This window comes from Yeosuana sp. (assembly GCF_057126245.1).
In genome coordinates this window covers 36,536-51,540 of the sequence record NZ_DBNGMQ010000089.1, presented here as the reverse complement: position 1 = coordinate 51,540, position 15,005 = coordinate 36,536, and the positions used below count along the sequence as shown (strand labels likewise).

16 protein-coding genes are annotated in these 15,005 nt (G+C 33.5%); 8 read left to right on the top strand and 8 right to left on the bottom strand.

All coding sequences use genetic code 11. From position 1 onward, the window contains the following. Genes AC15TD_RS12420 through nqrF form a run of 4 tightly spaced genes read left to right on the top strand, consistent with a single transcriptional unit; the run spans position 1 to position 3,438 of the window. Positions 1 to 744 (top strand): Na(+)-translocating NADH-quinone reductase subunit C, encoded by a 744-nt coding sequence (locus AC15TD_RS12420; protein WP_484452471.1) that lies wholly within the window; start codon positions 1 to 3, stop codon positions 742 to 744. Between the two features lie 3 nt (positions 745 to 747). Continuing rightward, complete coding sequence (locus AC15TD_RS12415; protein ID WP_484452470.1) at positions 748 to 1,395, top strand: NADH:ubiquinone reductase (Na(+)-transporting) subunit D; 648 nt, start codon at positions 748 to 750, stop codon at positions 1,393 to 1,395. Positions 1,396 to 1,406: 11 nt separating this feature from the next. Beyond that, a complete protein-coding gene (gene nqrE / locus AC15TD_RS12410) occupies positions 1,407 to 2,129 on the top strand; it encodes an NADH:ubiquinone reductase (Na(+)-transporting) subunit E (protein ID WP_484452469.1) in 723 nt (240 codons plus the stop codon). Between the two features lies 1 nt (position 2,130). Further along, positions 2,131 to 3,438 (top strand): NADH:ubiquinone reductase (Na(+)-transporting) subunit F, encoded by a 1,308-nt coding sequence (nqrF, locus tag AC15TD_RS12405; protein WP_484452468.1) that lies wholly within the window; start codon positions 2,131 to 2,133, stop codon positions 3,436 to 3,438. Positions 3,439 to 3,526: 88 nt separating this feature from the next. On the opposite strand, the gene AC15TD_RS12400 is transcribed toward nqrF, so the two are convergent. The 3 genes from AC15TD_RS12400 to AC15TD_RS12390 all read right to left on the bottom strand — a co-directional run bounded on the left by AC15TD_RS12400 (position 3,527) and on the right by AC15TD_RS12390 (position 7,279). Then, entirely contained in the window at positions 3,527 to 3,976 is a 450-nt protein-coding gene (locus tag AC15TD_RS12400; protein WP_484452467.1) for a Na(+)-translocating NADH-quinone reductase subunit F, read from the bottom strand. Positions 3,977 to 4,043: 67 nt separating this feature from the next. Continuing rightward, a complete protein-coding gene (locus tag AC15TD_RS12395; RefSeq protein ID WP_484452466.1) occupies positions 4,044 to 6,596 on the bottom strand; it encodes an ABC transporter permease in 2,553 nt (850 codons plus the stop codon). Beyond that, a complete protein-coding gene (locus AC15TD_RS12390) occupies positions 6,596 to 7,279 on the bottom strand; it encodes an ABC transporter ATP-binding protein (protein ID WP_484452465.1) in 684 nt (227 codons plus the stop codon). Before AC15TD_RS12390 ends, AC15TD_RS12395 begins: the two co-directional genes overlap by 1 nt. 73 nt (positions 7,280 to 7,352) lie before the next feature. Here AC15TD_RS12390 and AC15TD_RS12385 point away from each other — a divergent pair, with 73 nt between their 5' ends. From AC15TD_RS12385 to AC15TD_RS12375, 3 genes are all read left to right on the top strand, one after another. Continuing rightward, positions 7,353 to 8,033, top strand: coding sequence for an arylesterase (locus tag AC15TD_RS12385; RefSeq protein WP_484452464.1), 681 nt, complete (start codon positions 7,353 to 7,355; stop codon positions 8,031 to 8,033). A 128-nt stretch (positions 8,034 to 8,161) separates the two neighbouring features. Then, positions 8,162 to 8,539 carry a Na(+)-translocating NADH-quinone reductase subunit F gene (locus AC15TD_RS12380; protein ID WP_484452494.1) on the top strand — a complete coding sequence of 126 codons (378 nt, stop codon included), beginning with the start codon at positions 8,162 to 8,164 and terminating at the stop codon, positions 8,537 to 8,539. 8 nt (positions 8,540 to 8,547) lie between these two features. Continuing rightward, the gene (locus AC15TD_RS12375; RefSeq protein ID WP_484452463.1) at positions 8,548 to 9,528 is read left to right on the top strand and encodes an FAD:protein FMN transferase; all 981 of its coding nucleotides are present in this window, start codon (positions 8,548 to 8,550) and stop codon (positions 9,526 to 9,528) included. Here the strand turns inward: AC15TD_RS12375 and AC15TD_RS12370 are convergent. From AC15TD_RS12370 to map, 3 genes are read right to left on the bottom strand one after another with little or no spacing between them, the layout of a single operon-like run. Beyond that, a complete protein-coding gene (locus tag AC15TD_RS12370; RefSeq protein ID WP_484452462.1) occupies positions 9,525 to 10,292 on the bottom strand; it encodes a class I SAM-dependent methyltransferase in 768 nt (255 codons plus the stop codon). The two genes, AC15TD_RS12375 and AC15TD_RS12370, sit on opposite strands and share 4 nt — an antisense overlap. 10 nt (positions 10,293 to 10,302) lie before the next feature. Then, positions 10,303 to 10,614: a cupin domain-containing protein gene (locus AC15TD_RS12365; protein ID WP_484452461.1), complete on the bottom strand. Its 312-nt coding sequence runs from the start codon at positions 10,612 to 10,614 to the stop codon at positions 10,303 to 10,305. A gap of 1 nt (position 10,615) precedes the next feature. Continuing rightward, positions 10,616 to 11,434, bottom strand: a complete 819-nt coding sequence (gene map, locus AC15TD_RS12360; protein ID WP_484452460.1) for a type I methionyl aminopeptidase — start codon at positions 11,432 to 11,434, stop codon at positions 10,616 to 10,618. 122 nt (positions 11,435 to 11,556) lie between these two features. Here map and AC15TD_RS12355 point away from each other — a divergent pair, with 122 nt between their 5' ends. Beyond that, positions 11,557 to 12,822: an acetyl-CoA hydrolase/transferase family protein gene (locus tag AC15TD_RS12355; protein WP_484452459.1), complete on the top strand. Its 1,266-nt coding sequence runs from the start codon at positions 11,557 to 11,559 to the stop codon at positions 12,820 to 12,822. Positions 12,823 to 12,832: 10 nt separating this feature from the next. Here the strand turns inward: AC15TD_RS12355 and AC15TD_RS12350 are convergent, their stop codons facing one another. Next, positions 12,833 to 13,243 carry a BT0820 family HAD-type phosphatase gene (locus tag AC15TD_RS12350; RefSeq protein WP_484452458.1) on the bottom strand — a complete coding sequence of 137 codons (411 nt, stop codon included), beginning with the start codon at positions 13,241 to 13,243 and terminating at the stop codon, positions 12,833 to 12,835. 53 nt (positions 13,244 to 13,296) lie between these two features. Beyond that, on the bottom strand, positions 13,297 to 14,814 hold the full coding sequence (gene gpmI / locus AC15TD_RS12345) for a 2,3-bisphosphoglycerate-independent phosphoglycerate mutase (RefSeq protein ID WP_484452457.1): 1,518 nt from the start codon (positions 14,812 to 14,814) through the stop codon (positions 13,297 to 13,299). Positions 14,815 to 15,005: the final 191 nt, after the last annotated feature.

Genomic DNA, 15,005 nt, shown 5'->3' with positions numbered 1-15,005 from the left:
ATGGAAAAGAGAACAGAAAAAAATTCATATACTGTATTTTTTGCCATAATAATGGTAATTATAGTTGGAGCATTATTAGCTTTTACAGCATCAGCATTAAAAGAAAGAATTGCAGAGAATAAGCGTATAGAAAAACAACAAAATATTCTATATGCTATGGGAGTAAACGAAAATGAAGGGAATAAAGCAAATTTTGTTTCGAAAGACAAAGTAGGTGAATCTTTTCAAAAATATATTATCAATCAATTAGTCATTCAAGAAGGGAATGAGTCTCAAGATGAAAAAGCGTATTTGATTGATATTAAGAAAGAACAAGAAAGTGCAAAAAACGGAAATGCAAGACGTTTACCATTATTTATCGGTGAGAAAGAAGAAAAAAAATTCTATATCGCTCCAATAAGAGGTAAAGGTCTTTGGGATGCCATTTGGGCTTATGTAGCTATGGATGAAAACATGGTGGTGCAAGGCGCTTATTTCGATCATAAAGGAGAAACACCAGGATTAGGAGCAAACATTAAGGAGCGATTCTTTATGGATGATTTTATTGGTGAGCACTTAATGTCTAATGGTGCTTTCAAAGGGATTACAGTTTCCAAAAGTAATGGTGATCCAAAAAACGAAGATAAAACAGATAATGAAGTAGATGCCATCGCAGGTTCTACTATTACAGGAGATGGTGTTACAGCTATGATTAGAAATGAGCTTAAGTTGTATGTGCCTTATTTTAAAAACTTAAAAAATTAATTGATGGGACTTTTATCAAAAAAAGACAGCAAATTAATATTAGATCCTTTAGCGGATAATAACCCAATTACCATTCAGGTATTAGGTATTTGTTCTGCGTTGGCTATTACGGCACAATTAAAAGCATCTATTGTAATGACAATTTCAGTGTTGTTTGTTATGGGTGTTGGTAATGTTGTTATTTCGCTTATTAGAAATGTAATTCCTTCGAAAATCAGAATTATAGTTCAGTTAACAGTTGTTGCGGCATTAGTAATTATTGTTGACCTGGTTCTTAAAGCATTCGCTTATGAATTAAGTAAAGAACTTTCTGTTTTTGTTGGACTGATAATTACAAACTGTATAATTATGGGACGTTTTGAAGCCTTTGCATTAGGTAATGGGGTTTGGCGCTCGTTTTTAGATGGTATTGGAAATGCTCTTGGTTATGGTATTATTTTAATAATTGTTGGTTTCTTTAGAGAATTATTAGGATCAGGGACCTTATTAGGTTTCCAAGTTCTTGGAGATCCAATTGATAAAACGGGTGTTTACGCATTTGGATATGAAAATAACGGGTTTATGTTATTATCTCCAATGGCCTTAATTGTTGTAGGACTTATTATTTGGGTACAACGCAGTAGAAACAAAGCATTAATCGAAGATCACTAGAAAAACATACTATGGAACATATAGAATTATTTTTTAAATCAATATTTATAGATAACATGGTATTTGCCACGTTCCTTGGGATGTGTTCTTACCTTGCCGTATCTAAAAAAGTATCAACAGCTGTTGGTTTAGGTGCTGCTGTAATTTTTGTATTAGCGATTACCGTACCATTAAACTGGTTATTAGATCAATATATACTTAAAGAAGGTGCATTAGTGTGGTTAGGCCCAGAATATGCCGATTACGACTTAAGTTTCTTATCATTTATCATGTTTATCGCAACCATTGCGACGATGGTACAATTAGTAGAAATTGTAGTTGAAAAATTTTCACCATCGTTATATAATTCACTTGGTATTTTTTTACCATTAATAGCAGTAAACTGTGCTATTTTAGGAGGTTCGCTGTTTATGCAATCTCGTGAGATAGCATCTGTGGGATTAGCTTTTAATTATGGTGTTTCTTCTGGTATAGGATGGTTTTTAGCTATTCTTGCAATTGCTGCAATTAGAGAGAAAATAAGATACTCTAACGTGCCACCTCCTTTAAGAGGATTAGGTATTACGTTCATTATTACAGGACTCATGGCCATTGGTTTTATGAGTTTTGGCGGAATGTTAACTGGTGGCGATGAGGAAGCTAAAGAAGAAAAAACCGTTAGTGTTAAGTCTTCTGAAGAAACTGAAAAAGAAGCTAAGGATTTAGCTAATAACAATATTAAAGCGGTAAAATAACATGATATTAGCAGCAGGGACATTAGGAACAATTATAGCAACTGTAGCAGCCTTTTTAGTGTTAACACTTGCATTGGTTGCATTACTATTGTTTGTAAAGCAAAAATTATCACCATCTGGTCCAGTAAAGATTACTATCAATGGTGAAAAAGAGGTAGAAGTAGCTTCTGGTGGATCGTTATTAACGACATTAAGTGCAGAAAAAATCTTTTTACCATCGGCATGTGGTGGCGGTGGAACTTGTATTCAATGTGAATGCCATGTGCTTTCTGGAGGAGGAGAAGCCTTACCAACTGAAACGCCACATTTTTCAAGAAAAGAATTACAACATGGTGCACGTCTTGCTTGTCAAGTAAAGGTTAAGCAGGATATGAACATAACCATACCAGAAGAAGTTTTTGGTATTAAAAAGTGGGAAGCAACTGTTGTTAGAAATTATAATGTAGCATCGTTTATTAAGGAATTTGTAGTAGAAATTCCTGAAGACATGAATTATAAGGCAGGTGGATATATCCAAATTGAAATTCCTCAATGTGAAGTGAAATTTTCTGATATGGATATTACGGCACATCCGGAAGAACATGAAACACCTGATAAATTTCAAGAGGAGTGGGACAAGTTTAAACTTTGGCCATTAGTAATGAAAAATACCGATGTAGTAGAAAGAGCCTATTCAATGGCCTCTTATCCAGCTGAAGGTAGAGAGATTATGTTAAATGTTCGTATAGCGACGCCTCCTTTCGATAGGGCTAAGGGTGGATGGATGGATGTAAATCCTGGTATCGCATCATCTTATATTTTCTCAAGAAAAAAAGGGGATAAAGTAATAATCTCTGGTCCTTACGGAGAGTTCTTTATAAATGAGTCTGACTCGGAAATGTTATATGTTGGTGGTGGTGCCGGAATGGCTCCAATGCGTTCGCATTTGTATCACTTATTTAAAACACTAAAAACAGGTCGTAAAGTTACTTATTGGTATGGTGGACGTTCTAAGCGTGAATTGTTCTATTTAGACCATTTCAAACAATTAGAAAATGAGTTTCCTAATTTTAGATTTTACTTAGCTTTGTCTGAACCAATGGAGGAAGATAACTGGAAAGTAAAGGAAAATATTGATGCTCCTGGTGATGGTTTTGTTGGTTTTATTCACAATTGTGTTATTGAGAACTATTTAAATCATCATGAAACACCAGAAGATATTGAATTATATTTCTGTGGACCTCCTTTAATGAACCAAGCTGTTCAAAAAATGGGTGAAGATTTTGGTATTCCAGACGAGAATATCAGATTTGATGACTTTGGAGGGTAGACAATAAATTGTCATGCTGAACGTGTTTCAGTAGTATTATAAATAAAAAAACCAACTCATTTGAGTTGGTTTTTTTATTTATTTTAGATTAAACCAATTCATATTTTGGCTTATCGTTTTCAAATTCAAAAAGTTTAGTGTAATCCATCATATTATTAATATGGTCTAACTTGCATAAAAACGCTATAACAGAGCATAATCCTTCAAAGAGAACATCTTTATTATCGAGGTTTTGAGGTTTTTCATTTTTGTGATGAAGTGGTAATTGAAATCCGCAAGAACTCAAAAAAATATGTTCAATTTTTAGAAGTTCTAATGGTGTATAACCATTAAACGTTCTTCCTAAGTTTTGATGCACCCTACCAGCATAATTTAATTGCAATGAGCCATGATGATTAGATAAGTGTTTCCAACTATCTGTCTTATCTAATATATTTCCAACTGCGCATTGTTTACAACATTCGGGATGCAATTCATTATTATGAAACGCATTATATAATTTTCTAATAGCTTGATCCAATCTAATTGAGGTTTTCATTTTTTATTTCTAAAATACTAAAAATGAATTAAATATTAAAGATTGAATTTTAAGCATTGGCTTTTTCCTAACTATTTTCTTTTCTTAATACTTTTAAAGGTGGATTTTTTATAACGCTTCTGGTATTGGATAAACCTATAGTAAGCACTAAAAGTGTAATAAAAGGGAATAGGACTGTAAATGGAATTAAGGAAGGTGTAAATGGGGTTTTAAAAATCCATAAAGCAAGAAATTGACTACTAATTAAAGACAATATAATACCGGTAAAACTGCCAATAATGCCTAAGTAAATATATTCCAAAGTTATTATTTTGAGTATTTGATTGCTTTTGGCTCCCAACGTTCTTAGTAATACACTTTCCTTAATTCGTTGGTGTTTACTTGTACGAACAGCACCCATAAGTACAATAATACCAGTAAGGATGCTAAAAAATGCCATAAAGTTGATAATCCAACCAATTTTATCTAGTAGTTTTTCTACGACATTTAATATTTGTCGCAAATCTAAAACAGAAACATTGGGAAATTTATTTACTAATGCTTGCTGTAAAATAGCACTCGCTTGTTCATTGGGAACATGAGTAGAAAGGACCCTAAACTGAGGAGCATTTTCTAAGACACCTTTTGGAAATAATACATTAAAATTCAATTGCATTCGACTCCAGTCAACAGATCTTATGCTGCCTACTTTGGTATCGATTAAAACGCCTTGAACATTAAAGGTAATAGTATCATCAATATCTACGTTAGCATCTTTTGCAAAATTTTCACTCACTGAAATAGGCACTATATCGTTAGTAGTCGCAGTAGAAGTAAATTCACCAAATTCGATGGTTTCAGATGCAATGAGTGCATCACGATAAGTAACCCTAAATTCATGGTCTAAAATCCAATTGTTTATTTTATAGGTTGAATCTTTACGTATGTCATTCACAGTTTTACCTGAAATACTGTTAATACGCATTGTTACAATGGGGATGTTGTCAATAACCTCATGTGAGTTACTCACAATAGTTGCAGCAACGTCTTCTGTCTGTTCATTTTGAATGTCTAGTAATATCATATTAGCGCTATTGGTTTTTGCTTCAATTGAAGCCTGAGACAACAATAGGTTTTTGCTAAAGTATAGCGTACTAATTAAAAATGAGCCTACACCAATTGTGAGTACTAATATTAGGGTTTGGTTCTGCGGACGGTATAAATTTAGAAGACTCGTTCTTGCTATAAAACCCCATGAGTGTGGAAAGTATTTTTTTATTACTTTCATAAGCATATGAGCAATGCCTCCCAAGATGGAAAAGGTTATTACGATTCCAAATAGAAACGCTAATGCATAACGAAGGTCTTTTAGTAGCCAATAAGCAAACAAAAAAATAAAACTAAATATGGCAACCAACACTATGAGCCCTGCTTTTTTTGATTTTTGATTTGTGTTTTCCTGAATACGAAGCGCCTGTAAAGGCGAGATATAAATAGTACCGATCAACGGATATAGCGCGAACAAAATCGACATAACTACACCTAGTAATATTCCCATTATAATAGCTTGAGGCGCTAAGGCTATTTGAACATCTACAGGTAGCAAACCTTCTAATAACAGTGGAAACAACTGTTGCAAAAGTATACCGGATAATGTTCCAATGATACCACCTATGAGACCTATAAACCCGATTTGTATAAGATAGATTAAAAATGTCTGTTTTTTACTAGCTCCTAGACATTTTAATATAGCAACCGACTTCAGTTTTTCTTTTATATAAATATGAACAGCACTAGCTATGCCTACACAGCCTAATAATAAAGCAATAAATGCGACGAGATTAAGAAATTTACCAAAGTTATCATAGCGTCTTCCTAATCGTTGGCTTGTACTTGTATGTATGTCTAAATCGGCATCTTCGGCATCTAATGCACTATCAATGGCCTCATCTAATAGGTCTAAATCTGTTTCTGGTTTTGAAACAAAATAAAACTCATAATCTAACCTGCTTCCCGTTTGTACTAGACCCGAGGTTTCAATGTAGCTATAAGGAATAATCACAGGCGGTGCCATACTACTAAATAAAGAAGAGCTTCCCGGAACAGATTTTAAGGCGCCACCAATAGGAAGTGTTGTATTTCCTATTTTTATTGAATCTCCTACTTTTAATGAAAACTGTAACATGACAGTGGCATCTACCAATGCAGTTTCCAGTTTTTGATACGTTGTAGCGGCTGTTTCTGGATTTGTTTCCATAGAGCCATAAAAAGGGAATCCACCGGCGATGCCTCGCACTCTTACTAACTTAGTTCCATTATGATTAGGAAATGCAGCCATTGAAGCAAAATTAATTTCTTTGGCATTAGCGCCTCCCAAGGAATCAATAATGGCTAATACGCGCTCATTAGGAGCTTTATTACTGTCAATCTTAAAATCACTGCCCATTAACGATTTAGACTGTAAGGCGATATTGCTCTTCAGGTTTAAACTAAAAGATTGTATTGAAACCACCGCAGCTATTCCCAAAACAATAGAGGCCATAAAAAGCATTAATTTTTGCCAGCTAGACTTCCCATCTCTCCATGCCATTTTTAAAAGCCAACCAAAACCAACTTTAGAAGTACGTGTTTTTTTTATCATTATGTTAATTTGCTGTTTTCAATAACACGGCCACCCTTAAGTTTCAGAATATGTTTTGTTTTTTGTGCAAGTTCTATGTCGTGAGTCACTATTACGAGGGTAGTACCTAATTCTTTATTAAGATTAAAAAGTAAATTGACTACTTTTTCACCAGTTTCGGCGTCGAGGTTTCCAGTAGGCTCATCGGCAAATAAAATGGTAGGATTGTTAGAAAATGCTCTTGCCAAGGCGACGCGTTGTTGTTCTCCACCAGATAATTGTGAAGGGTAATGACCTAAACGATCTCCCAAACCAACTTTTTCTAATAGTTCAATGGCTTTTTTAGTAGCTTTTTTATCACCTTGTAGTTCTAGCGGAACTCCAACATTCTCTAAAGCAGTAAGTGTAGGTAATAGTTGAAAGTCCTGAAAAATAAAGCCTACATTCTGGTTGCGAAGTTGAGCACGTTCATCCTCACTTAGATTACTCATTTTTGTATTACAAAGTTCGACAGTACCAGAGTCAGGCTGATCAAGTCCAGCACATAACCCTAATAGCGTTGTTTTTCCACTGCCAGATGGCCCTACAATAGCAAAGGTTTCTCGCGCTTCAACATAAAAATTGATATCCTGGAGAATAGTGAGTTTTTTTGAGCCACTAAAATAACTTTTCTCTAAGTTCTGAACGTTTAATATCTTTACCATAAATGTTTTTTAAAGAGGTCTTTTGTGTTTTCCACAAATTATAAAAATGTTTTTAATAAGTAATTCTAAAGCTATGAGAATCCTGTTAATGTTTTGTTATTTTTTACTGCTTGTTCTTAGTACATCGTGTGGAGAAACAAAAAGCAAAAAAAACACAGCTGCTTCCAATGAAACTGAAACAAATGATAGTTTGCAAATTACTAAAGACAAAACTATTATATTCTTTGGAAATAGTTTAACCGCTGGTATGGGTTTAGAAATGGCAGATGCTTTTCCATCATTAATACAACGAAAATTAGATTCATTAGGGTTTTCATATCAAGTTATTAATGCTGGTTTAAGTGGCGATACCTCGGCGGCTGGAAAAAATAGAGTGAATTGGGTTTTGAATCAAAAGGTTGATGTTTTTGTGCTTGAACTTGGAGCAAATGATGGATTGCGTGGTATTCCACTTAGTGAAACAAGGAATAACTTACAAGCTATTATAGATATCGTTAGAGAAAAAAATTCGGATGTAGAGATTATTTTAGCAGCTACACAAATTCCACCAAATATGGGAAAAGATTATACCACCGAATTCAAAAATATGTTTCCAGAACTAGCGGTCAAAAACAATTTGAAGCTGATTCCTTTTTTGCTTGAGAATGTTGCAGGCATTCCTGAATTGAATCAAAACGATGGTATTCATCCAACTGCAGAAGGGCATAAAATATTGGCACAGAATACATGGGTAGTCTTAAAGAATGTCCTTTAAGCTCATAAATTTTCAGTAAGTTTATAAGGCATTTTGATCATTTAAAGATAAAGAGACCGTTCGTGTTTTGAAGCTAAACAATTTCTGAAATGTCATCATCAAATAAACTTTTATACTATTTTTGTGATATGAGTAAACCTCTTACAAAACAACAGTTACATAATTTAGCTATGAACCACGTAGGAAAAGATCTAGAACAACGTGGTTTTGAATTTATAGCCGTCAATAGTAAGCTTAAAAAGCATCCTCAGTTTGTTTGTATCGATAAAAACAGTCAATACTTTTTTGTAATTGTAAGAGCAATCTTACTACCAGAAAATCCAAATAATTATGATGTTATTTGGATGGAGTCTTTTAAAAAGCACGCAAGAGAAAAAAATGCACAAGTACTTTATGCTGGTGTTGGATTGGCAAACGTAAATGATGAAAAGTTGCCCATATACCTAAATGAAGCATATTTAATTGAATATAATGGTATCCAAGTTTTAGATACCAATTTTAATTAATTTAAACTATGAAAAAACTAATAACGCTTGCCATAACTTTTTTACTGCTTATATCGTGTAACAACGAAAACATAAAACAATCAGGATTGGTTTTTGGAACGTCGTACACCATTCAATATAATGGAAAAACATCTCAAAGTTTAGTGGCTAGCATAGATAGTTTGTTTTATGATATAAATAAATCTATGTCTACTTACGATGCTAGCTCTTTAATTTCAAAGATTAATAGAAATGAAGCTTTTGAAATCGATGTATATTTTGCAACGGTTTTAGACCGTTCTAAAGAAATTTACAAAGAAACTGAAGGGGCTTTCGATCCAACCATAGGGAATCTTGTTAATGCTTGGGATTTTGGTTCAGAAGGGCGTATAGTTGCTTTAGATAGTATAAAAATTGATAGTTTAATGCGCTCTGTAGGATTTAATAAAGTGAGTCGTGACGGATATACAATCAAAAAACAAAATCCAAATACCTATTTAGATTTTAATGCCATTGCAAAAGGATATAGTGTAGATGTTGTATCTAATTTTTTAGAAGGACAAGGGATTGAAAGCTATATTGTTGAAATAGGCGGAGAAATAAGAGCCAAAGGGATTAATAAAGAAAAAGATAAATCGTGGAAAGTTGGAGTTGAAATGCCTCACTTTGATGGTACACGTTCTATCATTAGAGCTATTAGTTTAAATAATCAAGCAATGGCGACTTCTGGTACTTATAGAAAATACAAAGTTGATACCAATGGGAATAGGTATTCACATATTATTGATACTAAGACAGGTTACCCTAGTAAAACCAGTCTTCTAAGTGTTTCTGTCATTGCTTCAAATTGTATGACAGCTGATGCATATGCAACAGCGTTTAAAGCTATGGGTATTGAAAAGATTAAAACATTTTTGCAGTTTCATCCAGAATTACAAGTTTTTTTAATTTATGAGAATGAAAATCAAGAATTGGAAAGCCTGTCTTTAAATGGGTTTCCAGAAAGTTAGACTTTAAATACTATTGGAATTATTTCTCCTTTAGCTAAACAATAGGTTTTGATGTCATCTTCAGCAAGAGTGGTTGTATAATCTACTTCTTTAACTTTAAAACCAATAGATCGCAATTTGTCAAAATAGTCTCGACCATAAATGCGAACATGGTCATACTGTCCAAAAATTTTAGCACGTTCTTTTTTATCTGTAATCGCGTTGTCTTCAAAGGTGTTTTCTCTATTTAGATCTTGTGGAATTTGAAAAATACCAAATCCGCCAGGTTTTAAGACACGATATAATTCTTGCATGGCTTTGGTGTCATCTGGAATATGCTCTAATACATGATTACATAGAATGATATCAAATATATTATCATCAAAAGGCAAGTTGCAAATATCAGCTTTAACATCAGCTAAGGGTGAATTCAAATCGGTCGTCACATAATCCAGATTTTTCATCTTTCTAAATCGTTTATAAAAAGCTTGTTCTGGAGCAAAATGAAGGACTCTTTTTTTAGTAGTAAAAAAATCAGTTTCATTTTTTAAATATAACCAAAGTAATCTGTGGCGCTCTAAAGAAAGGGTTGAAGGTGATAGCACATTATTCCGTTGTGTTCCATAGCCATAGGGTAAAAACGTTTTAAAGCTTTTCCCGTCTATGGGGTCTGTAAATTTACTTCCTTTTAAAAAAAGCGATAAAACAGGACGAACAAGAAAACTTATCCTAATTAATATAGGTCTGGGAATGGTGTTTAGAATTAATTTGAAGAGTTTTTTCAAAACAAAACGACTATTTATAATCTTCTCTCACAGGACAAAACACATCTGTCAACTTACATTTAGTAAGTGCTTTGCCACCATGTAATATATTAGAAGGAATTTTAATAATCATTCCAGCGTGATATATTTTTGTAATACCATCGCAAGTCATTTCAAATTGGCCTTGGGTCACTTCGGTAGTTTGCTCATGAATGTGGGAATGTAATGGAATTTCAGATCCGGCTTCAATTTCCCAATACCCAATAGTAAAACTTTCCATATGAATAAATCTACCTTTAAAGCCTTGGAAAACTTCCTTTTGTTCAATATTTGAAATATTCATATTATAGCGTTAATGCTTTTTGTCTAAACTCATCTTCTTCATCAGAAACAATTCCTAATGCTTCATAAATATAAGCAAAGGTTGAAAGTAATTCGGGTTTGCCATCAACGAGTGCTACATCATGTTCAAAATGGGCGCTTGGTTTATTGTCTAACGTAGTAATGGTCCATCCATCTCTATGCTGTTTAATACGATGTGTCCCCATATTAATCATAGGTTCAATGGCAACTACCATACCTTCGATAAATTTTTTTCCTCTGCCTCGTTTACCATAGTTGGGCATTTCTGGGTCTTCATGCATTTTAGCACCAAGTCCATGGCCAACCAATTCTCTAACTACCCCATATCCATGATCTTCACAATATTTTTGAATAGCATAACCCACATCGCCAACACGATTATTGGCTTTAAACTCTCTGATGCCAACGTATAACGATTCTTTGGTAATTTGAAGTAATTTCTCCGTTTCTTTATCAATCTCACCTACTGCAAATGTATAGGCATGATCTCCATAAAAGCCATTTTTTAAAACACCACAATCTATGGAGATAATATCTCCTTCAACTAAAGGTTCGTTATTTGGAATACCATGTACAACCTGTGTGTTTGGACTCATGCATAATGTGTTAGGAAAATCATATAGTCCTAAAAACCCAGGAATGGCTCCTTGATCTCTAATAAACTCTTCGGCTATTTTGTCTAGTTGTAACGTGGTAACTCCAGGTTTAATTTCTTTTGCAACTTCTCCTAAAGTTTTAGATACTATTAACGCGCTTTCACGCATTATTTCGATTTCTTCTCTTGTTTTTACTACTATCATGCTTTAAAAATAATGGCAAAGATACTTAAAATTAAATTTTAATTGATTTTTTAGTGAGTATGACTTTGGACAGTTTTTATAATGTATTTTATTAATAGTTTTGTGATATAAAGAAATTTGCTATGTATAAAATATTTAGTGCAGATGAAGCTGTAAAAGTCATTAAATCAAATGACAGAGTATATCTTCAAGCAGCGGCTGCAGCCCCGCAGGTTTTAATAAATGCAATGACGCAACGTTCAGATGAATTAAGAAATGTTGAGGTTTGTCATTTACATGTTGAAGGGGATGCTCCTTATGCTAATCCAGAGTTGCGTAACAGTTTTCATGTAAATTCATTTTTTGTCGGGAATAATGTTAGACATACATTGGCAGCAGGTAATGGGTCGTATACTCCCGTTTTTTTGAGTGAGTTACCTTTATTATTTAAACGTAATATTTTACCACTTGATGTGGCTCTTATTCATGTGTCTGTTCCTGATAAACATGGTTATTGTTCTTTAGGAGTTTCTGTTGAAGCTACTTTGGCCGCTATTGCGAATGCAAAAACAGTTATTGCTCAAGTAAATCCTCAAATGCCAAGAACACATGGAGATGGCATTATTCATCATACAGAAATAGATTTATTTGTTGAGTGCAATGAAACGATACCAACCCATGATTTGCCAATTTCGACAGATATTGAAAATAAAATTGGAGATTATGTTTCTAGTTTAATTGAAGATAGAAGCACGTTGCAAATGGGAGTTGGTGTTATTCCAAATGCGGTTTTATCCTGTCTCACAAACCATAAAGATTTAGGCTTGCATACTGAAATGTTTTCTGATGGCGTTATAGACCTTATTTTAAAGGATGTTATTAATGGAAATTATAAAACTATTGATCCAGGACGAACTTTAGCAACATTTTTAATGGGTTCAAAACGATTGTATGATTATGTAGATGATAATCCGTTTATTGAATTACGAGCTTCAGATTATGTAAATGATGTCTCTATCATTAAACAAAACAAAAGAATGGTAGCTATAAATTCGGCTATTGAAGTAGATGTTACAGGACAAGTGTGCGCAGATTCTATGGGTTCTAAAATATATTCGGGTGTTGGTGGGCAAATGGATTTTATAAGAGGCGCCTCCTTAAGCGAAGGTGGTAAAGCTATCATTGCATTACCATCAATAACTAAAAATGGGGTTAGCAGAATTGTACCTTCATTAAAACCGGGGGCAGGAATTGTAACGACAAGGGCACATGTTCATTACGTTATTACGGAATATGGTATTGCTGATTTATATGGTAAAACAATTAAAGGTAGAGTGAAAGCCTTAGTAAATATTGCGCATCCTATGCACAGAGAAAGTATTGACAAAGCATACTTTGAATTAATATAGATTTCATATTTTACTTAAAAAAATCAAATAATCCTTTCTTTTTCTTTTCCATTGGAATGCTTCCAACGGTACCAATAAGCATTTGATAAACTTCACCCCAACCTATAAAACCGCCAATATTTCTATCGTCAATGAATAAATCAGCATGAATTTTTCTACTTCTATCAGTTTCGTAGGTTTCTTCAGGAAAACTTTTATTAACAGCGTAAAAAAAGATACCGTTTTTTTCGCAAAATTTAACGGCTTCGTCCAATTGATACCCACATCTATACGTCCATAAAATAAGTCTATGACCTTCTTCTTGTAGTTTTTTTAAGGTTTCAAAAGCAAATAGCATTGGCTTACCTATATTCGGATAAGCATCTTCAACAATAGTTCCATCAAAGTCGACTGCAATAATAAGCTTGTCGTTTAAATTCATTGTACATTTACATTTGGATGGTGTAAATGTACAATAAATATTTTTTTTTATCCTTAAATTAACGAATGTCTAGTCATCGCTTTTGGTTGTTCTATACCCATTAATTTTAGGATAGTTGGTGCGATATCACCTAAAACGCCATCATCTATATGTTTTAATTCTTTATCAATTAAAATTACAGGAACCGGGTTTGTAGTATGTGCTGTATTTGGTGAGCCATCTGGATTAATCATAGTTTCGCAATTACCATGGTCTGCAATTAAAATCGTGGTATAATCATTTTCAAGTGCAGCTGTGATAACCTCTTTTACACATGCGTCAACGGCTTCACAAGCTTTAATGGCAGCTTCCATAACACCAGTGTGACCAACCATATCTCCGTTAGCAAAATTGAGACACACAAAATCTACGTCCCCTTTTTGTAATTCGGGCACTAAAGCGTCTTTCAATTCGTAAGCACTCATTTCTGGTTGTAAATCGTAAGTAGCGACTTTTGGAGAGTTTCTTAAAATACGAGTTTCGCCTTCAAAAGGTGTTTCCTGTCCGCCTGAAAAGAAAAATGTTACGTGAGGATATTTTTCTGTTTCGGCTATTCTTATCTGTTTTTTGTGATGTTTTTCTAAAATTTCTCCTAGAGTTTCAGTTAAATTATCTTTATTAAAAACGACATTAATATTTTTAAAACTGTCATCATAATTAGTAAGCGTAACATAATGTAAGTTTAATTTATGCATGTTCTGCTCATGAAAATCTTTTTGAGATAACGCCTCGGTTAATTCACGACCTCTATCTGTTCTAAAGTTGAAAAATATAACAACGTCACCATCTTTTATGGTTGTAAGTGGTTTATTGTTTTTGTCAACCATAACAATTGGTTTTATAAATTCATCAGTGATGTCATTTTTGTAATGAGACTCAATAGATTCTGTTATATTAGTTGAAAACTCACCATTACCATTTACCATACCATCATAGGCAAGTTTAACACGTTCCCATCGTTTATCTCTATCCATGGCGTAGTAGCGACCTGTTACAGTAGCAAGTTTGCTATTTGTTTTTTCTAGTTGTTCTTCTAGTGCAGTTAAAAAGCCATAACCAGATTTTGGGTCAACATCACGACCATCAGTAAAAGCATGAACATAAGAGGTCGTTAAACCAAATTCATTAGCAGCTTCTAATAAGCCAAATAAATGGTTAATATGTGAATGTACGCCACCATCACTAAGCAATCCCAAAAAATGAACATCCTTATTGTTCTCTTTTGCATACTTAAAAGCATTAACTAATACTTCTTCATTATTTAATGTTTTATTTTCTACGGCAAGGTTGACTTTAACAAGGTCTTGATAAACAATTCTTCCTGCTCCAAGATTCATGTGTCCTACTTCACTATTACCCATTTGACCTTCAGGTAAACCAACATGTAACCCATCAGTTCTTAAAGAAGCGTTAGGGAATTTTGTATATAAAGAATCAATATAAGGTGTGTTTGCATTATCAATAGCAGAAACTTTAGGATCTGGTGATTTGCCCCATCCATCAAGAATCATTAATATGGTTTTTTTGTTCATTTTTAAAGTAATTTAATTAGGTTGTAAAGATAACGAAGTTTGGTAAGATAACCCATGTAAAGACTTTATGAATCTATATTTTAATACCGGCGTTGTTACGAATGTTAAAATTTAATAGTGTGTTAAATGGATTAAATAAAAGTTAAAAATATGTTATAATGAAATTTTTCTGTAACACTAACGGATTTTAT

Coding starts and splice junctions, on each gene's coding strand:
- AC15TD_RS12400 (WP_484452467.1), bottom strand. CDS start 3,976: ATGAAAACCTCAATTAGATTGGATCAAGCTATTAGAAAATTATATAAT.
- AC15TD_RS12415 (WP_484452470.1), top strand. CDS start 748: ATGGGACTTTTATCAAAAAAAGACAGCAAATTAATATTAGATCCTTTA.
- AC15TD_RS12365 (WP_484452461.1), bottom strand. CDS start 10,614: ATGAATATTTCAAATATTGAACAAAAGGAAGTTTTCCAAGGCTTTAAA.
- AC15TD_RS12385 (WP_484452464.1), top strand. CDS start 7,353: ATGAGAATCCTGTTAATGTTTTGTTATTTTTTACTGCTTGTTCTTAGT.
- nqrE (WP_484452469.1), top strand. CDS start 1,407: ATGGAACATATAGAATTATTTTTTAAATCAATATTTATAGATAACATG.
- AC15TD_RS12395 (WP_484452466.1), bottom strand. CDS start 6,596: ATGATAAAAAAAACACGTACTTCTAAAGTTGGTTTTGGTTGGCTTTTA.
- AC15TD_RS12420 (WP_484452471.1), top strand. CDS start 1: ATGGAAAAGAGAACAGAAAAAAATTCATATACTGTATTTTTTGCCATA.
- AC15TD_RS12355 (WP_484452459.1), top strand. CDS start 11,557: ATGTATAAAATATTTAGTGCAGATGAAGCTGTAAAAGTCATTAAATCA.
- gpmI (WP_484452457.1), bottom strand. CDS start 14,814: ATGAACAAAAAAACCATATTAATGATTCTTGATGGATGGGGCAAATCA.
- nqrF (WP_484452468.1), top strand. CDS start 2,131: ATGATATTAGCAGCAGGGACATTAGGAACAATTATAGCAACTGTAGCA.
- AC15TD_RS12390 (WP_484452465.1), bottom strand. CDS start 7,279: ATGGTAAAGATATTAAACGTTCAGAACTTAGAGAAAAGTTATTTTAGT.
- map (WP_484452460.1), bottom strand. CDS start 11,434: ATGATAGTAGTAAAAACAAGAGAAGAAATCGAAATAATGCGTGAAAGC.
- AC15TD_RS12375 (WP_484452463.1), top strand. CDS start 8,548: ATGAAAAAACTAATAACGCTTGCCATAACTTTTTTACTGCTTATATCG.
- AC15TD_RS12380 (WP_484452494.1), top strand. CDS start 8,162: ATGAGTAAACCTCTTACAAAACAACAGTTACATAATTTAGCTATGAAC.
- AC15TD_RS12350 (WP_484452458.1), bottom strand. CDS start 13,243: ATGAATTTAAACGACAAGCTTATTATTGCAGTCGACTTTGATGGAACT.